The organism is Sphingomonas faeni, from assembly GCF_040407505.1.
Lineage (GTDB): Bacteria > Pseudomonadota > Alphaproteobacteria > Sphingomonadales > Sphingomonadaceae > Sphingomonas > Sphingomonas faeni_E.
This window is the reverse complement of record NZ_JAPZPQ010000002.1, coordinates 17,714-37,879: the sequence shown is the minus strand read 5'-3', so window position 1 is coordinate 37,879 and position 20,166 is coordinate 17,714. Positions and strand designations below refer to the sequence as shown.

General features: G+C 66.6%; 22 protein-coding genes. 4 read left to right on the top strand and 18 right to left on the bottom strand.

What is annotated here, in order from left to right; translation table 11 throughout:
• Positions 1–65: 65 nt before the first annotated feature.
• The 17 genes from O6X71_RS06745 to O6X71_RS06665 all read right to left on the bottom strand — a co-directional run bounded on the left by O6X71_RS06745 (position 66) and on the right by O6X71_RS06665 (position 14,768).
• Positions 66–569, bottom strand: a complete 504-nt coding sequence (locus O6X71_RS06745; protein ID WP_353465126.1) for a DUF2793 domain-containing protein — start codon at positions 567–569, stop codon at positions 66–68.
• Between the two features lie 22 nt (positions 570–591).
• Positions 592–2,739 carry a phage tail protein gene (locus O6X71_RS06740; protein WP_353465125.1) on the bottom strand — a complete coding sequence of 716 codons (2,148 nt, stop codon included), beginning with the start codon at positions 2,737–2,739 and terminating at the stop codon, positions 592–594.
• Positions 2,721–3,113: a peptidoglycan endopeptidase gene (locus tag O6X71_RS06735; protein WP_353465124.1), complete on the bottom strand. Its 393-nt coding sequence runs from the start codon at positions 3,111–3,113 to the stop codon at positions 2,721–2,723. The genes O6X71_RS06740 and O6X71_RS06735 overlap by 19 nt, the downstream gene beginning before the upstream one ends.
• Positions 3,110–3,928 carry a DUF2163 domain-containing protein gene (locus O6X71_RS06730; protein ID WP_353465123.1) on the bottom strand — a complete coding sequence of 273 codons (819 nt, stop codon included), beginning with the start codon at positions 3,926–3,928 and terminating at the stop codon, positions 3,110–3,112. Before O6X71_RS06730 ends, O6X71_RS06735 begins: the two co-directional genes overlap by 4 nt.
• A 152-nt stretch (positions 3,929–4,080) precedes the next feature.
• Positions 4,081–6,354 (bottom strand): DUF2460 domain-containing protein, encoded by a 2,274-nt coding sequence (locus O6X71_RS06725; RefSeq protein ID WP_353465122.1) that lies wholly within the window; start codon positions 6,352–6,354, stop codon positions 4,081–4,083.
• 166 nt (positions 6,355–6,520) lie between these two features.
• Positions 6,521–7,072: a tail tape measure protein gene (locus O6X71_RS06720; protein WP_353465858.1), complete on the bottom strand. Its 552-nt coding sequence runs from the start codon at positions 7,070–7,072 to the stop codon at positions 6,521–6,523.
• Positions 7,062–7,184: a phage tail assembly chaperone gene (locus tag O6X71_RS20950; protein ID WP_373458607.1), complete on the bottom strand. Its 123-nt coding sequence runs from the start codon at positions 7,182–7,184 to the stop codon at positions 7,062–7,064. The genes O6X71_RS06720 and O6X71_RS20950 overlap by 11 nt, the downstream gene beginning before the upstream one ends.
• Positions 7,185–7,249: 65 nt before the next feature.
• Positions 7,250–7,564, bottom strand: coding sequence for a gene transfer agent family protein (locus O6X71_RS06710; protein WP_353465120.1), 315 nt, complete (start codon positions 7,562–7,564; stop codon positions 7,250–7,252).
• A 172-nt stretch (positions 7,565–7,736) separates the two neighbouring features.
• Positions 7,737–8,144: a phage tail tube protein gene (locus O6X71_RS06705; protein WP_056060976.1), complete on the bottom strand. Its 408-nt coding sequence runs from the start codon at positions 8,142–8,144 to the stop codon at positions 7,737–7,739.
• A 26-nt stretch (positions 8,145–8,170) separates the two neighbouring features.
• Positions 8,171–8,554, bottom strand: a complete 384-nt coding sequence (locus O6X71_RS06700; protein ID WP_353465119.1) for a DUF3168 domain-containing protein — start codon at positions 8,552–8,554, stop codon at positions 8,171–8,173.
• Entirely contained in the window at positions 8,551–9,099 is a 549-nt protein-coding gene (locus O6X71_RS06695; protein ID WP_353465118.1) for a head-tail connector protein, read from the bottom strand. The genes O6X71_RS06700 and O6X71_RS06695 overlap by 4 nt, the downstream gene beginning before the upstream one ends.
• Before the next feature lie 169 nt (positions 9,100–9,268).
• Positions 9,269–10,270, bottom strand: coding sequence for a phage major capsid protein (locus tag O6X71_RS06690; protein WP_353465117.1), 1,002 nt, complete (start codon positions 10,268–10,270; stop codon positions 9,269–9,271).
• A gap of 237 nt (positions 10,271–10,507) precedes the next feature.
• Positions 10,508–10,945 (bottom strand): HK97 family phage prohead protease, encoded by a 438-nt coding sequence (locus tag O6X71_RS06685; RefSeq protein ID WP_353465116.1) that lies wholly within the window; start codon positions 10,943–10,945, stop codon positions 10,508–10,510.
• The gene (locus O6X71_RS06680; RefSeq protein ID WP_183129183.1) at positions 10,942–11,247 is read right to left on the bottom strand and encodes a DUF6127 family protein; all 306 of its coding nucleotides are present in this window, start codon (positions 11,245–11,247) and stop codon (positions 10,942–10,944) included. Before O6X71_RS06680 ends, O6X71_RS06685 begins: the two co-directional genes overlap by 4 nt.
• Positions 11,247–12,368 (bottom strand): phage portal protein, encoded by a 1,122-nt coding sequence (locus tag O6X71_RS06675; protein WP_353465114.1) that lies wholly within the window; start codon positions 12,366–12,368, stop codon positions 11,247–11,249. The genes O6X71_RS06680 and O6X71_RS06675 overlap by 1 nt, the downstream gene beginning before the upstream one ends.
• Before the next feature lie 170 nt (positions 12,369–12,538).
• Positions 12,539–14,068 (bottom strand): DNA-packaging protein, encoded by a 1,530-nt coding sequence (locus tag O6X71_RS06670; RefSeq protein ID WP_353465113.1) that lies wholly within the window; start codon positions 14,066–14,068, stop codon positions 12,539–12,541.
• Entirely contained in the window at positions 14,058–14,768 is a 711-nt protein-coding gene (locus tag O6X71_RS06665; RefSeq protein WP_353465112.1) for a hypothetical protein, read from the bottom strand. The genes O6X71_RS06670 and O6X71_RS06665 overlap by 11 nt, the downstream gene beginning before the upstream one ends.
• A 431-nt stretch (positions 14,769–15,199) precedes the next feature.
• Between O6X71_RS06665 and O6X71_RS06660 the strand changes: the two genes are divergently transcribed.
• Positions 15,200–15,619 (top strand): copper resistance protein B, encoded by a 420-nt coding sequence (locus O6X71_RS06660; protein ID WP_353465111.1) that lies wholly within the window; start codon positions 15,200–15,202, stop codon positions 15,617–15,619.
• Positions 15,552–15,809 carry a copper resistance protein B gene (locus tag O6X71_RS06655; RefSeq protein ID WP_353465110.1) on the top strand — a complete coding sequence of 86 codons (258 nt, stop codon included), beginning with the start codon at positions 15,552–15,554 and terminating at the stop codon, positions 15,807–15,809. Before O6X71_RS06660 ends, O6X71_RS06655 begins: the two co-directional genes overlap by 68 nt.
• Positions 15,810–15,869: 60 nt before the next feature.
• Here O6X71_RS06655 and O6X71_RS06650 read toward each other — a convergent pair whose 3' ends face one another.
• Entirely contained in the window at positions 15,870–16,349 is a 480-nt protein-coding gene (locus O6X71_RS06650; protein ID WP_353465109.1) for a MarR family winged helix-turn-helix transcriptional regulator, read from the bottom strand.
• A gap of 100 nt (positions 16,350–16,449) precedes the next feature.
• On the opposite strand from O6X71_RS06650, the gene O6X71_RS06645 reads away from it, so the two are divergent.
• Positions 16,450–16,803, top strand: a complete 354-nt coding sequence (locus tag O6X71_RS06645) for a hypothetical protein (RefSeq protein WP_353465108.1) — start codon at positions 16,450–16,452, stop codon at positions 16,801–16,803.
• Positions 16,804–17,242: 439 nt separating this feature from the next.
• Positions 17,243–20,143 carry a TonB-dependent receptor domain-containing protein gene (locus O6X71_RS06640; RefSeq protein ID WP_353465106.1) on the top strand — a complete coding sequence of 967 codons (2,901 nt, stop codon included), beginning with the start codon at positions 17,243–17,245 and terminating at the stop codon, positions 20,141–20,143.
• The last annotated feature ends 23 nt before the right edge of the window (positions 20,144–20,166 follow it).

Below are 20,166 nucleotides of genomic sequence, written 5' to 3'. Positions count from 1 at the left end.
CTTGTTTCCACGCAAGCTAACAAAAGTTGGATGTGTTGCTGGAACGACACAGTTTTCAGGGTGTTTTACGCCGAAATCAATCCGTGCCCGCGCAATGCTGCCAATATGGCACCAATCGCCGCTCTCGACTGGGCATCCACCACGGTCCCGCCGGCCGGATCCGGAACCGCCGCGCGCCGTGCGCCGACCACATCGACTCCACCGATCGAGACTCGGCTACCTGTCAGCACCCCCAGCGTCCACGCGCCCGCACCGAACCGCACCGACTGTCCATCGGCAATGCTCCACACGGTCATGCCCTCGCGCGGCGTCAGAAACCGCCACCCACTTGCCGTCCACCCGGCGACAGACCGCGCCTGCCCGGCCCAGCCGCCGGTCGGTGCGGTCCCGACGATCCACGCGCTGCCCGCAGTCGGCGCGGCCGGCGGCACATTGGTTCCCAACGCCGTCACGCTCGCCTGCACCGCGAGATCCAGCAACGTCAGCGCCTCGTTATGCGTCGCTTCCTTCTGCGCCTGGCCAGGCTGCAACAACGGCAATGCCAGACGCGCTGTGCGGTCGTCGCTCATAATTCGTTCCCCCGTTGGTGAATCAAGCCGGTACGATCAGTTCCGCCGTGAGCGACTCTCCGAACACGCCGCGCTGCCGAACTGCGATGCTCACGGAACCGATGCGTTCCGCCGCCGTGATCGAGACAAAGGGTTCTATCACATCGACATCGCGCGAGGTTCCACCAGCCGTCACGGTCACCCGGTACGCCTCGACCTCTTCGACGAGCGGCGCATCGACCCCGTCGATCCAGCGCCAACCCGACCTGCTCCGCCGCGTCCACCGCACCGTAGCACTCCCATCGGTCTCGGTCGCGAACCGCAGATGCACCGGCGAAGGCGGCACCACCGAAGCCCCGTGCATCACGCACCGCGTCTCGACCGGCGCATCATCACCGACCCCGGAGGCGATCACGCGAACCTCACGTCCCAACACCGACACCGGCAAGTCGAACGCCCGAGCCGCCTCCGCCTCAAGCAACACGAACCGATCCCCAACCATCTGGGCGCCAGTCGCAGCCTCGGTTCCCCGCCGCCCCCGTAGCAACCCGCTCAACCGCCACCGCGCGCCGTCCAGCGGTTCCGCCCGCCCGAACTGGACCAGCTCGTCCCCCAGGAGCGCCAGGTTCACGCCGCGATCGAGCGCCGCCGCATCCGCGTCCCCCAGCTCCATCTCCGCATGCGCAAGGACCACCTCGAACGCCCCACGCAGATCGACAAGCGTCACCGGTGCACTGGATGCTACAACCGCAATCGTCCCAAGCACCCCAGGCGCAGCCGTCGGCCCGGCCGCCACCCAACTCGCCCCATCATCAACGCTGTAAAGCAAAGCCGCCTGCCGCCACGCCGCCCCCGTACCGCCCGCAACCACCGTCATCCGCGGCGCGCTCAACGGAGCGTCCTCGAGCCCTGGAACTTCGAAAGCCCGCACGATCGTAGCCCCGACGACCGCATCCACCGCCCCCGAAACCCGCCCGCTCGTCGCAGCCGCCGGCAACGACGCCGCCACCAACGGCACCAGCCCCAACGTCGTCACCATCCCCTCGATGCTGACATCGGCCACCCGCCAGACGCCGCCCTCGCCCGCAATCGTCACGCACGCCCCCGGCGCAATCGCCATAGCCCCGAACCCCGCCGCGATAGTCCGCCGCACCCGCCCAGCCTCAGCCCGCGCGAGCATCGCCTCCGCCACCGTCTTCGCCGCGCCCGCCTCCAGCACCGCCGGCACTTCGACGGACACGTCACGCATACCAGCCCCCGGCCGCCGCGCCCGCTGAACACCCGCCTGATAATCCCGCGCCGCGTCATAATACCCGACGGTCACGGTCCGCGGCACGGTCTCGATCGCCGCCACAGCCCGAGCCCGCCGCATGCCCTTCCCCTCAACCGCAAACCCCTCGTCGGCCACGGTGACGGTCGCCCCCGCAACATCCCGCATCACCAACCCGCCGCCGACAGGAGCAAACCACGCGCCCCCAGCCTGCCCCAACATCTCCAGCACCGCCCGAACACTCCCGCCCGACACGGCAAACCCACCCACCGCCAGCAGAGCCGTCCCCGAAACCTCCCCCGCCAGCGCCTTCGCGATCGTCGACACCAGCACCGGACCCTCGTCCGCAATCACCTCGAACGTCAGCGAAGGAATCCGATTCCCGAAATCCGCCAGCTGCAGCATCTCGAACACCGCATAAGCCGCCCCCCGATACGCCGGCGTCGCCGCCCCCTCCGCAGACGCGATCAACGGATCCACAGCCTGATCCTCACCCCCAAGATGCAACCGAAACCCGGTCGCCGTCTTGAAGTCCCCAGCCGCCCCCCGAAGCAGCTTCCCCTCAGCCCAGATCCGCCCAATGCCCAGAATAGCCCGAGCCGACAACAACACCGCAAACGACGCCGCATAAGAGTAGGTGGACGTACTCGGCTGCCCCTTGCCCGAACGAGACGAAGCGCGACTCTCGATCAGATCGGTCGCCCAGATCACCGTCCCCGCCACGCGCATCGTCCCGAACAATTTCGGAATCTGCGCTCCGTAAGACGAAGTCTGCACTGCCAGCTCGACCAGCCGCGGCCCCTCGCGTCGCTTGGGTCCAAACAGCGCATGATCCACCGACTGCCCGATCAAGGCGCCGATCGCGCCCCCGATCGCCCCGCCCACCGCGCTCCCCACGGCCGTCAATACCAAGGTCGCCATGTCACACCCCCCATCCGCCACACACCGATCAGAGGCCAGGGCGGCATCCCCGGCCGCTCCACCACGCGCCGCAACCCCGCGTCCGCATGCACGAACCCGCCCGCCGTCCTGATCCCCAGATGAATCTGCCCCGGCCCCGCCGCCATCAGCAGCACGTCGCCCGCCTCAGCCTCGGCAACCCGCACCAGCATCCGATCGAGCAAACCCCAATCGCCACCCCGCAACGAATACCCGCTCGGAACTTCGCCAAGATAACCCCCAGCCCGAAGCGCCAGCGCGACCAGCCCGACACAATCGAGCCCGTCCGCCCCCCGCCCATGCAACCGAAACCGCGTCCCCACCGCCGCGACGGCGGCGTCCGCGATCCGGCTCAAGCCCCAGGATACCGGGTAAGAAGATCGATCCCCGGCAAAAACGGCTCCCCCCGAAAGTTCACCGCATTCCCAAACCGCCCCGCACAGGTAGCGAGACTCTTGTCACACCCCTCGACGACCTCGACGAGCTCCCCCGCCTTGACCACGAAAGCCGGCACCGCCCGCAAAGTCACCGCCACTCCAGCACCCCGAGCAACGGCACTCTCCAACCCACAATTCGCCCCCCCGAACCAGCGCAACAGCCCACCCCCAAGCCCCTCCGCGCTCGAGTCCAGCGTCACCACCGCCCCCACGCACGCGACCACCCGGGCAAACCGCCGCCGCCCCGCCATCGCCACTCGACACCGCCGATCCCCCAGCTCCGCGCGACATTCCGGCGACGTCTCCTCCACCACAGGCCGATCCAGCGCCGCACTCGCCCCCCGCAGCTCGGCCGTAAACCCGGCATCCCCCAACTCGACCGCACCGATCACGCCCTCCCCGAGTTCCACCCGAGAAGCCGGATCGGTCCAGTCCACAGCGAACAGCACCACCCGAGCCCCATCCCAGCGCCCGCTGAGCAAATCCCGCTCGCCAATCGCGGCGCTCGTCAAAGCCCCCGCCACATCCATCGTATCCGCCTCCAGCCCGTCCGCCCGCTGAATCGCCGAAGGAGTCATCCCCGGCGCAGCCCGATGCACCAGCCCGTCCACCACCAAATCCCGGTCATGAGCGGTCAAGCCCACCGCCACCCCATCCCGCCGCTCGATCCGCCAGCAAAGGGCGATCGTCGCCAGCTCAGCATCCAGAAACATGAGCGTCTCCTCCGAAAGCATACCCTCGCCCCTCCGGGGAGAGGGAGGGGCCCGCGTGCCCTTGCGCGTGGGAGGGTGAGGGGCGTGAGGCACGGGACACAAATCCCAACCACCCCTCACCCTTCCGTCGCCAAGCGGCTCCTCCCTCCCTCTCCCCGACAGGGAGAGGGAAACTAAGCGTCCCGCACCTCGACCAGCGGCACACTCGCCGCCACCCCAGTCAGGAACGTGGCCCGCGCCACGCTCAACCGATCCTCGGCAAACCGAACCGGCACATCGAACGCAAACCCGGAAGTCACCACCACCCCAAGAGCAGGCGCGACATCCAGCACCACCCACCCCCCAGCCTCCACGGAGAACGCCGAAGTCCCAACGCCCCCCACAGCAACCGAAACGCTCCCCCCAACCGGCCGAGTAATCCGCCGCTCCATCGCCCCGTAAGACTTCACCAAAGCAAACCGCCGAGCCACCCCATCGCCAACCCCAACGACCTCCCCGACGGCATCGAAGTCGAAGGGATCCCGCAACCGAAACCCCCGCGCCGCGCCCATCCGCGCCCGAAAGAATGCGAGCAGCACGCCGATATCCGCCTCGCTCCGCAACCCCGGCCCGACATCATACGACGTCCGAGCCTCCGCCCACGCCGCATTCCGAGCCTCCCGCCCCCCGGCACTCGTCAAAATCGCTGTAGAAAACCCAGGCGCCACCTCGGCCTCGCGCCCCAGCTCCAACGGAAACAGCACGTCATCGAACGCATCCACGACCTCGTCTCCCGTTGTGTCAAAATGCACGAACCCATCCCGCATCACCTGCGGCAGCGCCCAGAGGAACGTCTCCGCCACCCCCCGAGCCCGAGCCACCTCGGCAGCGGCCTCGATCAGCCCCCACTCCGCCGCCTGATCCGGCTTCAACACGAACCCCGAAAGATAATGCTGCCGTTCGACCGGATACCCCAGCCGCGCGAAAGCCACCGCCACGCCCTCGGCCGACGACGCAGAATCCCCCGCCGTCACCCAGTCGTAATCCTCCAGCTGCAGCACATCGAAAGCAGGACTGGCCCACCCCACAGGCATGTTCGCGCGCTTGGCCTCCGGCGCCTTCGCCTCCAGCACGGTCGGCAGATACGTCAGCAGATGCGACACGCAGCCCGGCGCTTCGGCTTTGACAGCCGCCACCAGCGCCGCCGTGGACGCCGCCAGGCAAACCCCCGCCGCATCCAGCGTGACGATCTGCGCAGGCGTCTTTGACCGCCGGATATTCACGATCGGCACCGGCGCAAACGCCGCCACCGCACTCGCGTCATAGAAGCACGGCCGCGCATCCGGCATGATCCACCACCACGGCTCGCCGACCTGGAACTTCGCCGCCAACCCCGCCGCCACCGCAATCGCCATGAAAGCGCGCGCGACCGCCTGGAGATAGCCCATCGCCCCGCCATGCGCCGGCGACAGCAACGTCGAAGGCGGCTCCCACCCGGTCAGCGCCGGCGCCCCATCGGCCGCTCGCTGCTTCCAGTCGTTCCAGCAATGCGCATCGAACAGCTCGTAGCTCAGCGACCAGATCACGTCATAGCCAAGCGCCTTCGCCCGCCCCGCAAAATCCCGATGCCAAGCCGCACACGCGACGTTCAGGACGCCGCCTGCCGCCGACACGAACAGCCCCCCGCCTGTCGCCTCGAGCCGGAAATAATGGCTCATCCCGACATAATGCGTGATGCTCCCCCGATACCCGAGATGCAGCGCATTGCGCAGCAACCGCGCCGGCGTCAGGTTATAGCTGTCGTCATATCCGCCCGCGATCCGAACCCCGTGCTCCGGCACGACGGCATCGCCGATCGCCAGCACCGACCCCGGCCCCTCGCAGACGAGACCGGTCCACTCGACCCACCCCTCGCGCGGCGCGGCCAGCGGAACATCGACCTCGGCATAGTCCGGCGGCACCACCGACACGAACATCCGGTCGATATCCCCCGCCCACACCGGATCGCTGTCCTCGGGCAGCTCATACCCGCCCACCATCGCCCCGAAATCGAGCGAAACGACCGCATCCTCCGCCGCCCCCACCGCATAATTCCACAACCGCACATACCAGGACCGAGCCACCCCCACCGCATCCCGCCCCTCGATCGTCAACGTCGGGCCGTTGATGGCATCCAGCGCCATCACCCCCGAAGACCGCCACCGAAATCGCAGCCGACAATCCCGAAAATCCCGCGAAGTCTCATACTTCAGCAACGGATGATCGAACCGATCCACCGACTCCCAGATCACCCCCGCAAGATCATCCGCCCTATAAAACACCGCATCCACCCGCAGCGACGCAGGGCCGACCGTCACAACCGAAGCCATCATCGGCCGCGGAAAATCCACCGTCCAAAACCGAGGATCGAACCGAGAAACAAGCCCCTCGACCTGCACAGTCCGAGCAGAGCAAAGCCAATGCGCCATAAAGATCTCCTATTCCCTCGCCCCTCCGGGGAGAGGGAGGGGCCCGCGCGCCCTTGCGCGTGGGAGGGAGAGGGGCGTGAGGCACGGAACCCCCGCCCCAAAACCCCTCACCCTCCCGTCGCAAGAGCTCCTCCTTCCCTCTCCCCGACGGGGAGAGGGACTAAGGTCACTCCACCGCCAAAGCCGCCTTCACCGCTCTCGCCACCTGCCGGCTCGACTGCGCCAGCACCCCCGCAGCACTCCCCCCAACAGCATTCACCGTAATAGCCACCCTCACCTCCCGAACCCCGCCCCCCGGCGCCCCAACCTCAACCCGCCCGCTGGAAGTAGGCACGAAAACCTCCGCCCCCCGCTCCCCCACGACATAAGCCCGCCCCGGAGACACCGGCCCGCCAGTCGCCCGCCCCGGCAACCCACCAACCAGCCCCGCAAGCGCCCCACTCAACCCGCCCCCGCTAAGAACCGACTGCACCCCAGCCTTCAAAGCCGCCGAAGCAATCGCATCCAGCGCCGACAGAGCCACCACCTTCAGCTCTTCGAACCCCAATTTCCCCGACCGCACGGCTCGCAACAGCCCCGCCTCCAACCGAAGCGCAGCCCGCTCCGCCCCAGCGCCCAGCACCCCCTCCAACTCCCCCCGCATCGCCTCCACATCACGCGAAAAGCCGGTCGTATCCGCCCGCACGCTGACCAGCGCAGCATCAAGATCATCCATCAGGAAAAGCCCCCCTCAACCGAGCGATCGTCGAAGCATCAGGCGGCGCCGTCACATCGCCCACCAAAGCCCCTACGACCCCCGCCAACTCCGCCGGCGTAGCCCGCCAGAACACCTCCGGCGCCCACCCCAGCACAGCGCCAGCAAAGCCAGCCAACCGCCCGGCGCTATCGGAAAACGTCACTTCCCCGCCAGGATCTGCCGCAACAGCCCCCGCAGAACCGGCGTCACCGCCGCCAGCCCCGCCTCGACGACCGCCTCCCCCAACCGCTCCCGAGTAACCCCCTCGGGACACTCGCGCAGGCAATGCCAGAACAGCCCCACCATCTCCCCAATCCCAAGCCGCCCCTCCGCCGCGCGCTCCACCAGCGCAAACAAAGGCCCCAATTCCCCCTCGGCCGCGACCAAAGCCGCAAAGCTAGGCCGAAGGACAAGCACCTCCCCCCCGACCCGAAGAGAAGCCTCCCCCCGAACCGGATTCGCCAAATCACCCATGAGAGTTCTCCTAAATTTCCCTCGCCCCTACGGGGAGAGGGAGGGGCCCGCGCGCCCTTGCGCGTGGGAGGGAGAGGGGAGTGAGGCTAGGAACTCCCACCCCAAAACCCCTCACCCTCCCGTCGCCAAGCAGCTCCTCCTTCCCCCTCCCCAGCGGGGCGAGGGAAAGCCGCTAACCCACAACAACAGCCCCGGAACTCTCCAGGCTAAGCGTATAAGACCGCTCCCCATTGAAATCCCCGGCATAGTCCAGCCGCGACACCAGGAACTTCCCCGTCATCGTATCGCCCCCCTCGAACGCCAGCCGATAATCATCGAGCACGCCGGTCAGCGCGCTAGCCTTCACCCGCAACTCGGCGACAGACCCGGTAAAGACCCCAGCTCCCGAGACAGAAACACTCCGAACCCCAGCCCCCGACAGCAACTGCCGCCACCCCCCGGAGTCCTTCGTCGTGACAACGATGGCCTCCCCATTGACCGACATCTGCGTCGTCCGCAGCCCCGCCACCGTCGCGTAGACCACCGGCACCGCCCCGTTCCCCACCTTCAGCAGGAACGCACTCCCCTTCTCCACCGCCATGTCCGTCTCCCCCAAAACCGTGCCACTCAGCTCTCGCGGTACATCCGCACCAGAAACTCCGACGTCCCCCGCCACCGATCCCCGACCCGCAGCACCCGAGACCGCACCAGCGCCAACCGAACCACCCGCCACCCCTCACCAAGATCGGGCGGAAGCGCCTCCAACCCCTCCTCCGCCGCAGCCAGCAAAGAACGCACCCGAACCGGCCGCTCCCCCCCATCGAACAGCGTCAGCAAAACGCGCCCCTCCCGCCCGACCCAGGTCTTGGTGCTCCAGTCCGACAGCACCGGCTCGTCCACCACCGCATACGGCAGCCCCCCACGCACCGGCGGCGCATCGAACACGCTAACGTCCAGCACCGCATTCAACCGAGCTACGATCGCCGCCTGCAAGACCACCCGCCCACTCACGAATGCACCCCAGCGGACAGCCGCATCCGCCGATAAGGCCGCCACAAAGCCGCCACCGCCGCCGGCGGCGCGACGTCGCTCTCCCGGTGATCAAAGAGGTGCGCGACCAGCATCGCCACCCCCTGCGCGATCGGCGCCGGCACCGCCTCGAAACTCAAGGCCAGCCCCGCCGAGTACGCCACAGCCACCCGCCCGGCCGATCCCGCGGCAAGAACCCGAACCCAGCCAACCCCATCCGCATCGATATCGACCGCATACGCCCCGACCGCCAACACGAACGGCGCTCCCTCGCCAGGCAACCCGGTCACCCCGGAAATCACGGTAACCGGCGCGACCAACAACCGCCGCCACCCCGCTGCACTGGTCACCACATCCTCGAACGGCCGCACGATCACCGCCGCCCCGAGGAAAGCCTCCCCCAGCAGCAACGCCGTCGACGCCAACCGCGCCAGCACGACGTCCTCCCCGCTCTCCACCCGCAACAAAGCCCTAGCCGCGACGACCACCTCAGCGATCACCCCGGCAGAAATCGCCGACCCCGTCATAAGACTTCTCCTATTTCCCTCGCCCCTCCGGGGAGAGGGAGGGGCCCGCGCGCCCTTCGCGCGTGGGAGGGAGAGGGGAGTGAGGCTAAGGACGTGAATCCCAACCACCCCTCACCCTCCCGTCGCAAGTGCTCCTCCTTCCCTCTCCCCGACGGGGAGAGGGACGATCTCAAGCCACCGAGAACTTCAGCAACTTGATCGCCTCGGAATTCGTCACGCACCCACCGACCCGCTTGGTCGCGTAGAAGTTCACGAACGGCTTGTTCGAATAAGGATCGCGCAGGATCCCCGTCTCGGTCCGCTCGGCGATAATATACCCCGCCCGGAAATTCCCGAACGCGATCGCCAGCGCATTGGCGGCAAGGTCCGGCATGTCCTCGGCCTCCACCACCGGATACCCCAGCAGCGTAGCCGGCACGCCAGCCGCCAGCGACGGCGCCCAGACGAACGCCCCATCCGTCGTCTTGAACTTCCGGATCCGCGCCAGCGTCGCCGCATTCATGACAAAGCTGGCGCCCTGCCGATAAGGCCCGCGCAAAGACTGAACCAGATCGATCAACCGCTCCTGCGGGTTCGCCGAAAAGTCCCCAGCCGTCCCGCTAGCAAGATACTGCAAAGTCCCGAAAGCCCGAACCCCGTCCGCAGTCGCCGCAGTAGCCGACGTCAAAAACCCCTTCGGCCGCGACACGCCCGACCCGGACACGAAAGCCGCCCCCTCGGCCTTCGCAAACTCCATCGCGATCTCGCCCGCCAGCCACTCCTCGACATCGAAAGCGGCGTCATCCAGCATCGCCTGGCTAGCCGACGGATTGGCATACAGCTCCCCCGTAGGCGGCGCGATCTCGACGAACACCGGCGAAGCCGTCTCCGGCCGCGCCGCATTCTCCGCCGCCCACCCCGAAGGCGTACCGCCCGTGGTCACGAGCTTGCGATACCCAGCCGACCCCACCTTCACCACATTGGCGATCGCCCGGATTGGCGAGATGCCCTTCAGCAACGTATCGATCTGAGCATCGATCTCCCGCGGCACCGCAAACCCGCCCGCGTCGCCGGTCACCCCGGTAAACGCCTTCATCTCCAGCGTAGCGCCAGTCCGAACGAACCCCGCAAACGCCGCATTCTGCGCCAAGGGGGAAGCCCCCGCCAAAACCGGCCGGTCAACAACACTCATGCCCATCTCCTCGCGTGAAACAAAAAAAGGCGCCCCGCAGGACGCCTCATAAAACTTCAAAATTCCCTCGCCCCCCCCGGGGAGAGGGAGGGGCCCGCACGCGCTTGCGTGTGGGAGGGTGAGGGGAGTGAGGCTCGGGACGCCCGCGCCAATCCCCGTTCTCCTGCGAACGCAGGAGCCCAGGGTCACACGCGTCTCACCCCTCGACCCTGGATTCCTGCGTCCGCAGGAAAACGATCACGCCACGATGTCCACCACCTCAACCCGCGCCAAAGCCTGCATCGGCACCGCCACCAGACTAACCTCCACCAGCTCGACAGACAGCAACTCCCGCCGAACCCCTTGCCGCACGGACGTCGCCCGATACCCAACCGACAACCCAGCCACCGCACCACCCCGCACCAGCCGAGCCAGCTCAGGGTCGGCAACCACCCCCTCGACCCGCAACCCCCGCGCATCCTCCGCAACGACGGACAAAGACCCAACCGCCAGCCCCCGATGCTGCCACAACAAAGGCACCACCCCAGCCCCGGCAAAAGCCCCCCGCCGCATCACATCCCCCGCCCGATCCACCACATCGAACACCGCCGCATACCCAGCGAACGCCACTTCGCCCCCTCCCCGTTCGTCCCGAGTAGCTGTCGAGCCTGTCGAGACGGCGTATCGAGGGATCACTTCAACCACGCAGCAAACCCCAGCTTAACCGCCAGCCCAGCCAGCATCAGCGCCATCGCCAGCCGAGCGATCCACCCCACCACAGCCTTCCACACCGACCGCTTCGCATCCCGCCAGGCCGCCAGCAGCTCGCGCAATTCCGCCACATCCTCCCGAGCCCGCTCGTCGCTCAACGCCACCCGCGCCAAAGCCCGAGCCGCCCCCAATTCCCCCGCCTCCTCCACGATCGCCCGCAGCGTCACCAGGTCGACACCCCGCTCAGCCCCCTGCCGCATCAACTGCGCCAAAACCGCCCCATCCATCACGCCACCTCCTGAATCTCGAGCAACGCCCGCTTCTCCACATCACTGAGAAACGAAGCCGCAGAAACCATCCCCCAAAGCCGCTCGCGATCCTCCGCCAGCGCAGGCACCCGGTCGAGATCGACCGAGATCGCCGCCCCCTCGAACCACCCGGCCAGCCCCTGCGCGATCCCGCCCAGCACCGCGGTCGCCAGCGGCAGAATCGCCAGCCGCCACAGCGCCCGATTGGCCTCGCGGTAATTCGCGTAGCTATTGTCCCCCGGCAGCCCGAGCAGCATCGGCGGCACCCCGAACGCCAGCGCGATCTCCCGCGCCGCCGCCGCCTTCGTCCCCACGAAGTCCATATCCGCCGGCGACAAGCTCAACGCCTGCCACCTGAGCCCCCCCTCCAGCAGCATCGGCCGCCCCGCATTCCCCGCCCCCGAGAACGACGCCTCCAGCTCGCCCCGCAACCGCTCGAACTGCTCGGTCGACAGCGTCGCGCCGTCCTTCGGATCGTACATCAACGCCCCCGAAGGCCGCGCCGCATTGTCGAGCAAGGCCTTGTTCCACCGCGCCGCCGCATTGTGGATCGCCACCGCCCCCGAAGCCGCCCCCAGACACCCCAACCCATAATGGTCATCGACCGGATTGAAGCTCTTCAGGTGGATCACCTCAGGCCGCACCGGATCCGCATGCAGTCGCGAAACCCGCTCGCCCACCCGGTACCGGTACGCCGCCGGCCACCCACTGGCATCCGGCTCGACCGTCACCCGCTCGGGCCGCAGCGCATAGAGTTCCGCCGCCCCGCCCTCGACGTCGCGCAGCACCTGCACATACGCATTGCCGTGCAGCATCAGATGCGCCGCCACCGTCTCGATCAGCGTCTGCCCCCCCGACCGCACCGTCGCCAGCGCCAGCAACGCCGGATCCGACGCGACGATCGGCGCGCTCCCCAGCCCCTCCACCACCAGCTTCACCGCCCGCTGCGCGATCGGATTATCCAGATACGCCTCGCGCACTTGCGCCTCGTAACTCCGCGGCCACTCGCCAAACGCGGAGCCCCCGATCGCGCCGGCCGAAGACCGAGACAACACCGGCCGCGACTCATCGCGCCCGGATTTCCACCCGAACAATTTCATGCCGATCTCCTCTAAATTCCCTCGCCCCCACGGGGAGAGGGAGGGGCCCGCGCGCCCTTGCGCGTGGGAGGGAGAGGGGCGTGAGGCGAGGAACACCCGCCCCAAAGCCCCTCACCCTCCCGTCGCCTACGGCTCCTCCTTCCCTCTCCCCGAAAGGGAGAGGGCCAAACCTAAAGCACCCGCACCGAAACCCGCGCTCTTGGCCCCAGCATCACCTCGGTCATCGCCCAAACAAGCGCATCAGCCCGATCCGGCGACCGCCCCGGCCCCTCATACCCCCCGCCCGCGATCAGCCCGCAAAGCTCATCCTCCAGGTCCGGAAACGCCCCCACATGCCAAGCCCGCCCGGACTCATACAAAGCCGCCACCGGCTCAGCCCGCGCCACCTTCCCCAGCGACGCATGCACCAGCTTCACCGGCATCGCGCGGTCCGCCCCAGAGAGAACGCTCCCCACCATAGTCCCCCCCTGGTTGGCCTCCGCAATCACCCGGTCCGCCCCATGCCGCGCCGCGCACTCGGCCACAGCCCGAGCCCACCCCTCGGGAGACGCCCCGGAAACGCTCGCATCCTCCAGCACATACGCAAACCCGTTATCCCCCAGCGCCACCACCACGATCCCACAAGCATCCCCCGGCCCCCCGGAAACACTCCCAGCCGGAGGATCCACCCCAACGACAACCCGCACGACGGCCGGCGTAAAAGCCACCCGCCGGGACTCCACCAGTTCCCTAGTCCACAACGCGCCGACAACATCCTCGATCAGCTCGCCATCCAGCTCCTGCCGCCCCAACCGCGTCCCCGCATAGGACGCCGTCATCGACTCCACGAAGCTCACCGGCAGGTGCACATTATCCCGCGTCCGCCCCTGCGACCGCACCACCCCCGGCAGCGCCAGTATCCGCCGCAGCAACGCCACCGGCTTAGGCGTCGTCGTCACCACGATCCGCGGCAGCGTCCCCAGCCGCAGCCCCATCATCAGATTGTCCCACGTCGCATTCCCGTTGCGCCACTTCGCCACCTCGTCGCACCACGCCACATGATGCTCCGGCCCGCGCAACCCCTCCGGCGCCTCCGCCGAATAGGCCGACGCCAACGCCCCATTGGCAAACCGCAGCTCGCCCAGCCCAGCCCGCCACACCGGGTCCTCGTCATCGCGCGCGACGGCCAGCAACCCGCTTTTCCCCTCGATCATCACCCGCCGCACATCGTCGATGGTCGCCCCCACCAGCGCGATCCGGGCGCCGGGATTGTCTCGCGCCACCTGGCTGACCCACTCCGCCCCGGCGCGCGTCTTCCCGAATCCACGCCCCGCCAGGATAACCCAGATCCGCCAGTCGTCCGCTCCCGCACCCCCCGCTGCACCGGACCCCGTACCGGCGCTGGCACCAACCTTCGCACCGGCCTCCAGATGCTGCCCGGGGTGCGCCCAGACCGCCCACCGATCATGCAGTTCATGCAACTCCGCGGCAGTCAGCGTCTCGACCAGCCGCGCGCGCTGCGCCGCCGGCAGTACCGCCAATTCCGCGATCACATCCCGGCCGTTCTCCGCCCCGTCTTCGCCAGCCCCGTCTTCGCCCCCTATGTCGTCCAGACCGCCGCCAGGCGTCCCAGCCGCACGACCACCCGCCTTCTCCAAAGCCAAGCGGTCCGAGTCATCAACCACGCCAAGCCCCCCGTCATCAGACCGATCACCGCTCATGCTGGATCCCTTTCTCCAGGACCGCGACAGGACCGGGCAGGCACGCAGCGGACGAAGACCCGCCATCGCCCGAAGGCCCTGCCAGCACGATCACCGCAACCGGCGCCGCCGCCACGTCCGCCGCCGCCAACCGCTTCGCCAACGCATCCAGTTTACTGCCGATCGAAGCATTGGTCTCTTCGGGCGACGCCCGCCGATGACGCGTCTTCTGGCGCTTGCCGCCCTCCGCCTGCGCTGCGCGATACCGCCCCAGCATCGCCAGCGCGACCTGCACCGCCTGCATGCTCGCTAGTCGCACGACACCCGTACCAAGCCCCGAACCCTGCCCGATATCCGGCGCCATATTCGGCTCCGCAACGCCAAACCCGCCGGATGTCCCGACCTCGATAGCCGTCCCGCTGCCAGCGACATCACCGGCTTCAGGCCCAGCAGCCGCCACACGAGTCTCATCCCCCCAGTCGCCACTCAACCCGGCGATCGCCGCCGCCAGCAGCGCCTCCTCGAGCCGATCATAGCCACTCGCCAGCGCCGCCGCCCACGACGCAGCAAAGACCGGATCGCGCAGCCGCAACGCGTACGCCCCGCTCAACGCCAGCCCGGCACTCGCCGCCGACGCCCTGACGTTGCATGTCGTCCCCAGGGCCCGCAGAAACTGCGCCCGCCGTGGCTTGGTCCATCCGTCATGCCGCAGCGCCCGCATCTGGATCCCCCGGTTCCTGCTTCCGTTGACGATCGTCCCGCATGCGCCGTCGCCCAGAACACCAGCACCAGCAGTCTCACCCACCCCCCGAAAGCCCATAACCCCGCGCCCCCGCTATTTCATGACCAGACCGCCAGAACGCAAAAAGGCCGGCAACGCCCGAGGCTCCCACCCCAACCGTCCCGGCCCTCCATCTCCTCAGTCAAGCCAACCAGCCCGACCCGCAATTCTGCATCGTTCCTGTTATGTACCAAACGAGCGTGACGATGTCAAGGTATTTAACCAATATGGTTCACGACGCGGCGCTACGGAAGGTGCCCCTGACGTCGCGCGAGCTGGAAAGGGCACCGAACGCAGGGCTGTGCACGCGGAACACGCCGTGCCGGGCACGGTAGAAGCGGCCCCTGCGCGGGAAAGCGAGCATAACCACGATGACGTGCCGATACCATCGGGCGCGGATGCAAGCCCCGGCGAAGCGATGCAGTCCGATGTGTCGCCAGTACCGGAGATTGCGACGACGCCCGCGGGGACGGACCAGAGCCCGGGCAATGCTCCCGCTCCGGCCCCTTCGCGAGGTTCAGGCGCTCTACAGCCGGGCGCTCGATCCCTATTGGAACCTTCAGGCAGGCGTCCGGTACGATCTCAAACGCAACCCTTCGCGGACCTATGCGGCGATCGGGATCGAAGGCCTCGCGCCGTATTGGTTCAACGTCGAAGGTACCATATTCCTCTCCGATTCCGGGGGGTGTATCTGGCCGCGCCGAGGGCTGGTACGATCAACGCGTGGCGCAGTATGTCGTGCTTCAGCCGCGCATCGAAGCGAATTTCGCAGCGCAGGCCGATGCGCGTGACGGCACCGGATCGGGATTGACCGACCTCGAACTCGGCGTGCGGCTTCGCTACGAAAAATCGCGCGAGTTCGCGCCTTACGTCGGCGTGTCTTGGGAACGACAGTTCGGCAATGCCGCCCGCGGCTCGCGAGAGCGCGCTGAAAATCCAAATGGCGTCAGCCTCGTCGCGGGCATCAGGGTTAGATTCTAGCGTGCTGAAGTTCGTGCATGACTGGCCTCGTAACTCGCCCGCTCAAATCCAACGGAAACCTCAATCGTCGGCAGGTAGACGCACGGTGCCCAAGGCCACGCGCAACTCCCGAATTTGCGCGTTCAAGGACGTGAGTTGATCGAAACTCATACCGGTTCGCTCGACCAGCATCTCGCCGAGACAGGTCGTACTGACCTGCAAGTCACGTCCCGCGTCGGTCAAGCGCACGCGTACCTGTCGCTCGTCAGCCGGATTGCGCATGCGGCCGACCAGTCCGGCTGCTTCGAGCCGTTTCACAAGCGGCGTGACGGTGCTCGACTCGAGCGACAAATGATCTGCGATGGTGCCGATCGTACGGTCGTCCTGCTGCCATAGCGTGCTCAACACCAGATACTGCGGATAGGTGAGGCCGAACCGGTCGAGGATCGGCTTGTAGACGCGCGTGATCGCCATGCTCGTCGCGTACAGCGAAAAACAAAGCTGGTCGTCCACCGGCAAGGATGCGGCAGTCTTAGAAGTGTCCAGCATGGCCATCGTCATCCACTCAATATCGCAGAATTATATATCGTGCGAAACAATACATTGACAAGCGCAAGTTCAACTCTAGACAGATCTTATCGCGATACACATTATCGTACAAATGGAATTCCCTTATGGATATCCTCTATCCACGTCGGTCAAGGTGGTCGGCGGTCGAACTGGATCCGCGCAGTCAAGCGACGGCCTCCTCGATCTGACCTTGGCGACCGTCATGTTGGCCCCGAGTAACGATGTGAAGAAGTCGGGTGACGGATACCTGATGCTGGCCCACGACAAGTTCGCGGCCGATTTCGCCGCCGACGTGCCCCCGGCCTTGTCCGAATTCATGGCGCGATCGCAAATGCCAGTTGCGGAGGCTGCGTTTGCGGGAGCGATCGCACCCGACCGGTTTCTTTCGCCTGCCGTGCACGAACAAAGATCGAAAGAGCCGTCCCTACCGCCTAACGGTCATTAATGACGCACTAGGGTTTACGCAAAACCTCTATCCCGCAACGCAAATGCGCGGCAAATCTCTCCGCGAATGGAGAACGCGCGAACGGCCCGGTCAGTTGGATGGTCGCGCTCCTCAAGCCATCGCCGATGCCAGCGTACACCCGTCATTTGACGATCCGACTATGGTATTCGGAGCTAAGCCAGCGTCGATGATGGACCGCATATGGAAGTCGGCCTCGGACATACCCCCCCGGCAAATACCAGGTCAAACCTCGCAATCGATGTAAGGTGGGATCGCTGACATCATACGTCGAAACGGGTTCAGGATAATGTTGCAGATTTGCAACTGATGTTGAAACTTCGCAACAAACGAGACACGGTCGACTGGCAATCTATTGCGGCGCAGCGCATTTTCCGAAAGACTCCCAGTCGTTAATAAGGGGGCCGCGACAATGATGACCATGACCTTGCTACGTGCTGGCATATGCCTGCCCGCCATGCTGCTTGCGGCGGCTACCGCACAGGCGCAGGCGGTAGACGTTGGACCAGCGGCTGCCGCAAGCGCTTCCAGCAACGAGGCGGCGGACACGCCCGACGATATCATCGTCACCGGATCGCGCATCCGTCAGAGCCCGCTCGAACAGCGCTCTCCTGTCGTCACGCTCGATACTGCCGCGCTCGCACAGACCGGCCTGACCTCGGTCGCTGATATTCTTCAGCGCCTCCCAAGCGCTGCGGGTGGTTTGAACACGAAGGCGAACAATTCCGGTAACATCGGCAATCCGCAGGATGGCGGCGGTGTCGGCGCTGGCTCGGCCGAGATCGACCTGCGCTACCTGCTGGCCAAGCGGACGCTCGTGCTGGTCGACGGGCTTCGCTACGTCAACGGCGCGTCGGCAAGCGGCATTCCCGGCACGGTTGACCTGAACACCATTCCCAACAGTTCGATCGAGCGGATCGAGGTGCTGCAATCGGGCCAGTCGCCGCTGTACGGTTCGGATGCCATTGCCGGCGTCGTCAACATCATCACCAAGGCCAGCCAGCAGGGACTGCGCATGTCCGGCCAGTTCGGTACGTACCGCGCAGGAGATGGTCATTCCTACAACGGCGACATCAGCTACGGCGTGAAGGGTCCCAACACGTCGCTCGTCTTCGGCGCCAGCTATGTGAAGGAAGGCAGCGTCCGCACCAGTGATCGGGCCCTTTCACAATTCCCAAATCCGGACCAGACGACCTGCCTCGATCCTCGCGGCGGGTGCTCGGGCGCGGCGCTGGGCGGTCGCATCGTCTTCAACCCCGGCAACGCCATCCGTCCCCAAGGCGGCACGCTCACGGTGCGCCAGAACGGCCTGACCAGCCGCGGTGTCTACGATCCCACGCTCGCGGGCGGCGACTTCCGCGCGTTCACCACCGCGGACCGGTTCAACTTCTCGCCGTTCAACTATTTCCTGACACCGTCCGAACGCTACGGTGCGTTCGTCAGCTTCAAGGGCGACCTCGGCTCGGGTATCAACCTGCGGATCAAGTCGGTGTACAATCACCGGAACTCGCAGAACCAGGCCGCCTTCCTGCCTCTGAACGTTGGTCCCGATGCGGGGACCGGCACGCTCACCGACCGGATCTCGATCGATGCGACCAACCCGTTCAACCCCTTTGGCGTCACACTATCGGCTGGTGGCGCCGGCCAGCCCCCCGCAAACTACGGGTTTATCGGACGACGCCTCGTCGAGGGCGGGCAACGCACCTACAATCAGAGCGTCGATACGATGTCGGTCACCGCGACGCTGGACGGCAAGTTCCAGGTCGGCGGGAAGACGTTCTACTGGGACGTGAACGCGGTCCAGGGCTTCAACGACGCCAAGCAGGTGTTCACGGGCAACATCAACACGCAGCGCCTCGCGCAGGCGCTTGGTCCGCTCGCGCAATGCACGGGGGAGTGCGTACCGTTCAACATCTTCGGCGGCGCAGGCTCGATCACGCCGCAGATGCTGGCCTTTGTCGGCTTCACCGAGCGCGCCAAGAGCAGCCAGGAACTGCGCGACTACACCGCCAACCTCACGGGTGAACTGTTCGACCTCCCCGCCGGCCCGATCGGCTTCGCGGTCGGCTACGAACATCGCTACCAGAAGGGATCGTTCACCCCGGACGCGTTGATCCAAGCCGGTTTCGGCGCCGACATTCCCGCGCAGGCGGCCAGCGGCGCGTTCAACTCGGACGAGTTCTACGGCGAAATTCGCGTTCCGCTGCTGAAGGACGTGCCGTTCTTCAGCTCGCTGGAAGCCTCGGGTGCGGTCCGCCATGTGAACTATTCGATCAGCGGCAGTAACACCACCTACACCGGCACGGGTCTCTGGAAGCCGATCCCCGATCTGCTGCTACGTGCCTCCTATGCCACGGGATTCCGTGCGCCCAGCATTGGCGAGCTGTTCGGCGCGCAGTCGCGGTCCGATATCGGTATCCCCGATCCGTGCAGCAATATCCCAGGCTCGCGCTATCAGGCGTCCGCCACGGTGCGGGCCAACTGCGCGGCCAACGGTGTTCCCACGAACGGCAGCTATCAGGAACCGACGGGTCAGCTCGGCGTGACGACGGGCGGCAACCAGGCGCTTGCGCCGGAAACCTCGAAGACCTGGCTGTTCGGCGCCGTCCTCAGCCCGGCGTTCATGCGGACAAGCGGCATCGCCAGCCAGTTCGCGTTGGAAGCGAATTATTACGACATCGAGGTGTCGGGCGCGATCGCCTCGACCAACCCGCAGGTGACGTTGGCGCGGTGCTCCGAGGCGGGTGACGCGCTGAGCTGCTCGAACGTGGTGCGCAGCAGCAGCGGCCGCATCTCGAGCATCGTCGGCTTGCTGCAGAACATCGGGCAGATCCGCACGCGCGGCATTGACCTGACGCTCAACTATCGTTCGCCCCAGACCGGCATAGGCATTTTCGGCCTGTCGCTGAACGGCAATCATCTCATGAAGTACAGCGAGACGACACCAACCTCGACCGGGTTCAGTGCAATCAGCTATCGCGGCACGACCCGCGGTTCACCCGACCAGTCCTACCCCAAGTTCAAGGGAACGGGCGTCGTCAGCTGGAGCATCGCCGATGTCGAGGCGTCGTTCACCGGCCGTTACATCAACCATGTCCGTGAGACCACGGGCGCCCGGCTGGACAACACCTTCTACGGTGACGTGCAGTTGACCTTCTCGCCCGCCTTCCTGGACAGGAAGTTCGATTTCACGGCGGGCGTGCGGAACGTGTTCAACCAGGATCCGCCGGCGTGCACGACCTGCACCGGGCCGAACTATGATCCCACGACCTATGACGTACCGGGGCAGTTCGGCTATCTGCGCCTCTCTTACCGGATGTAATATATCCATCCGATTGCTCGGGT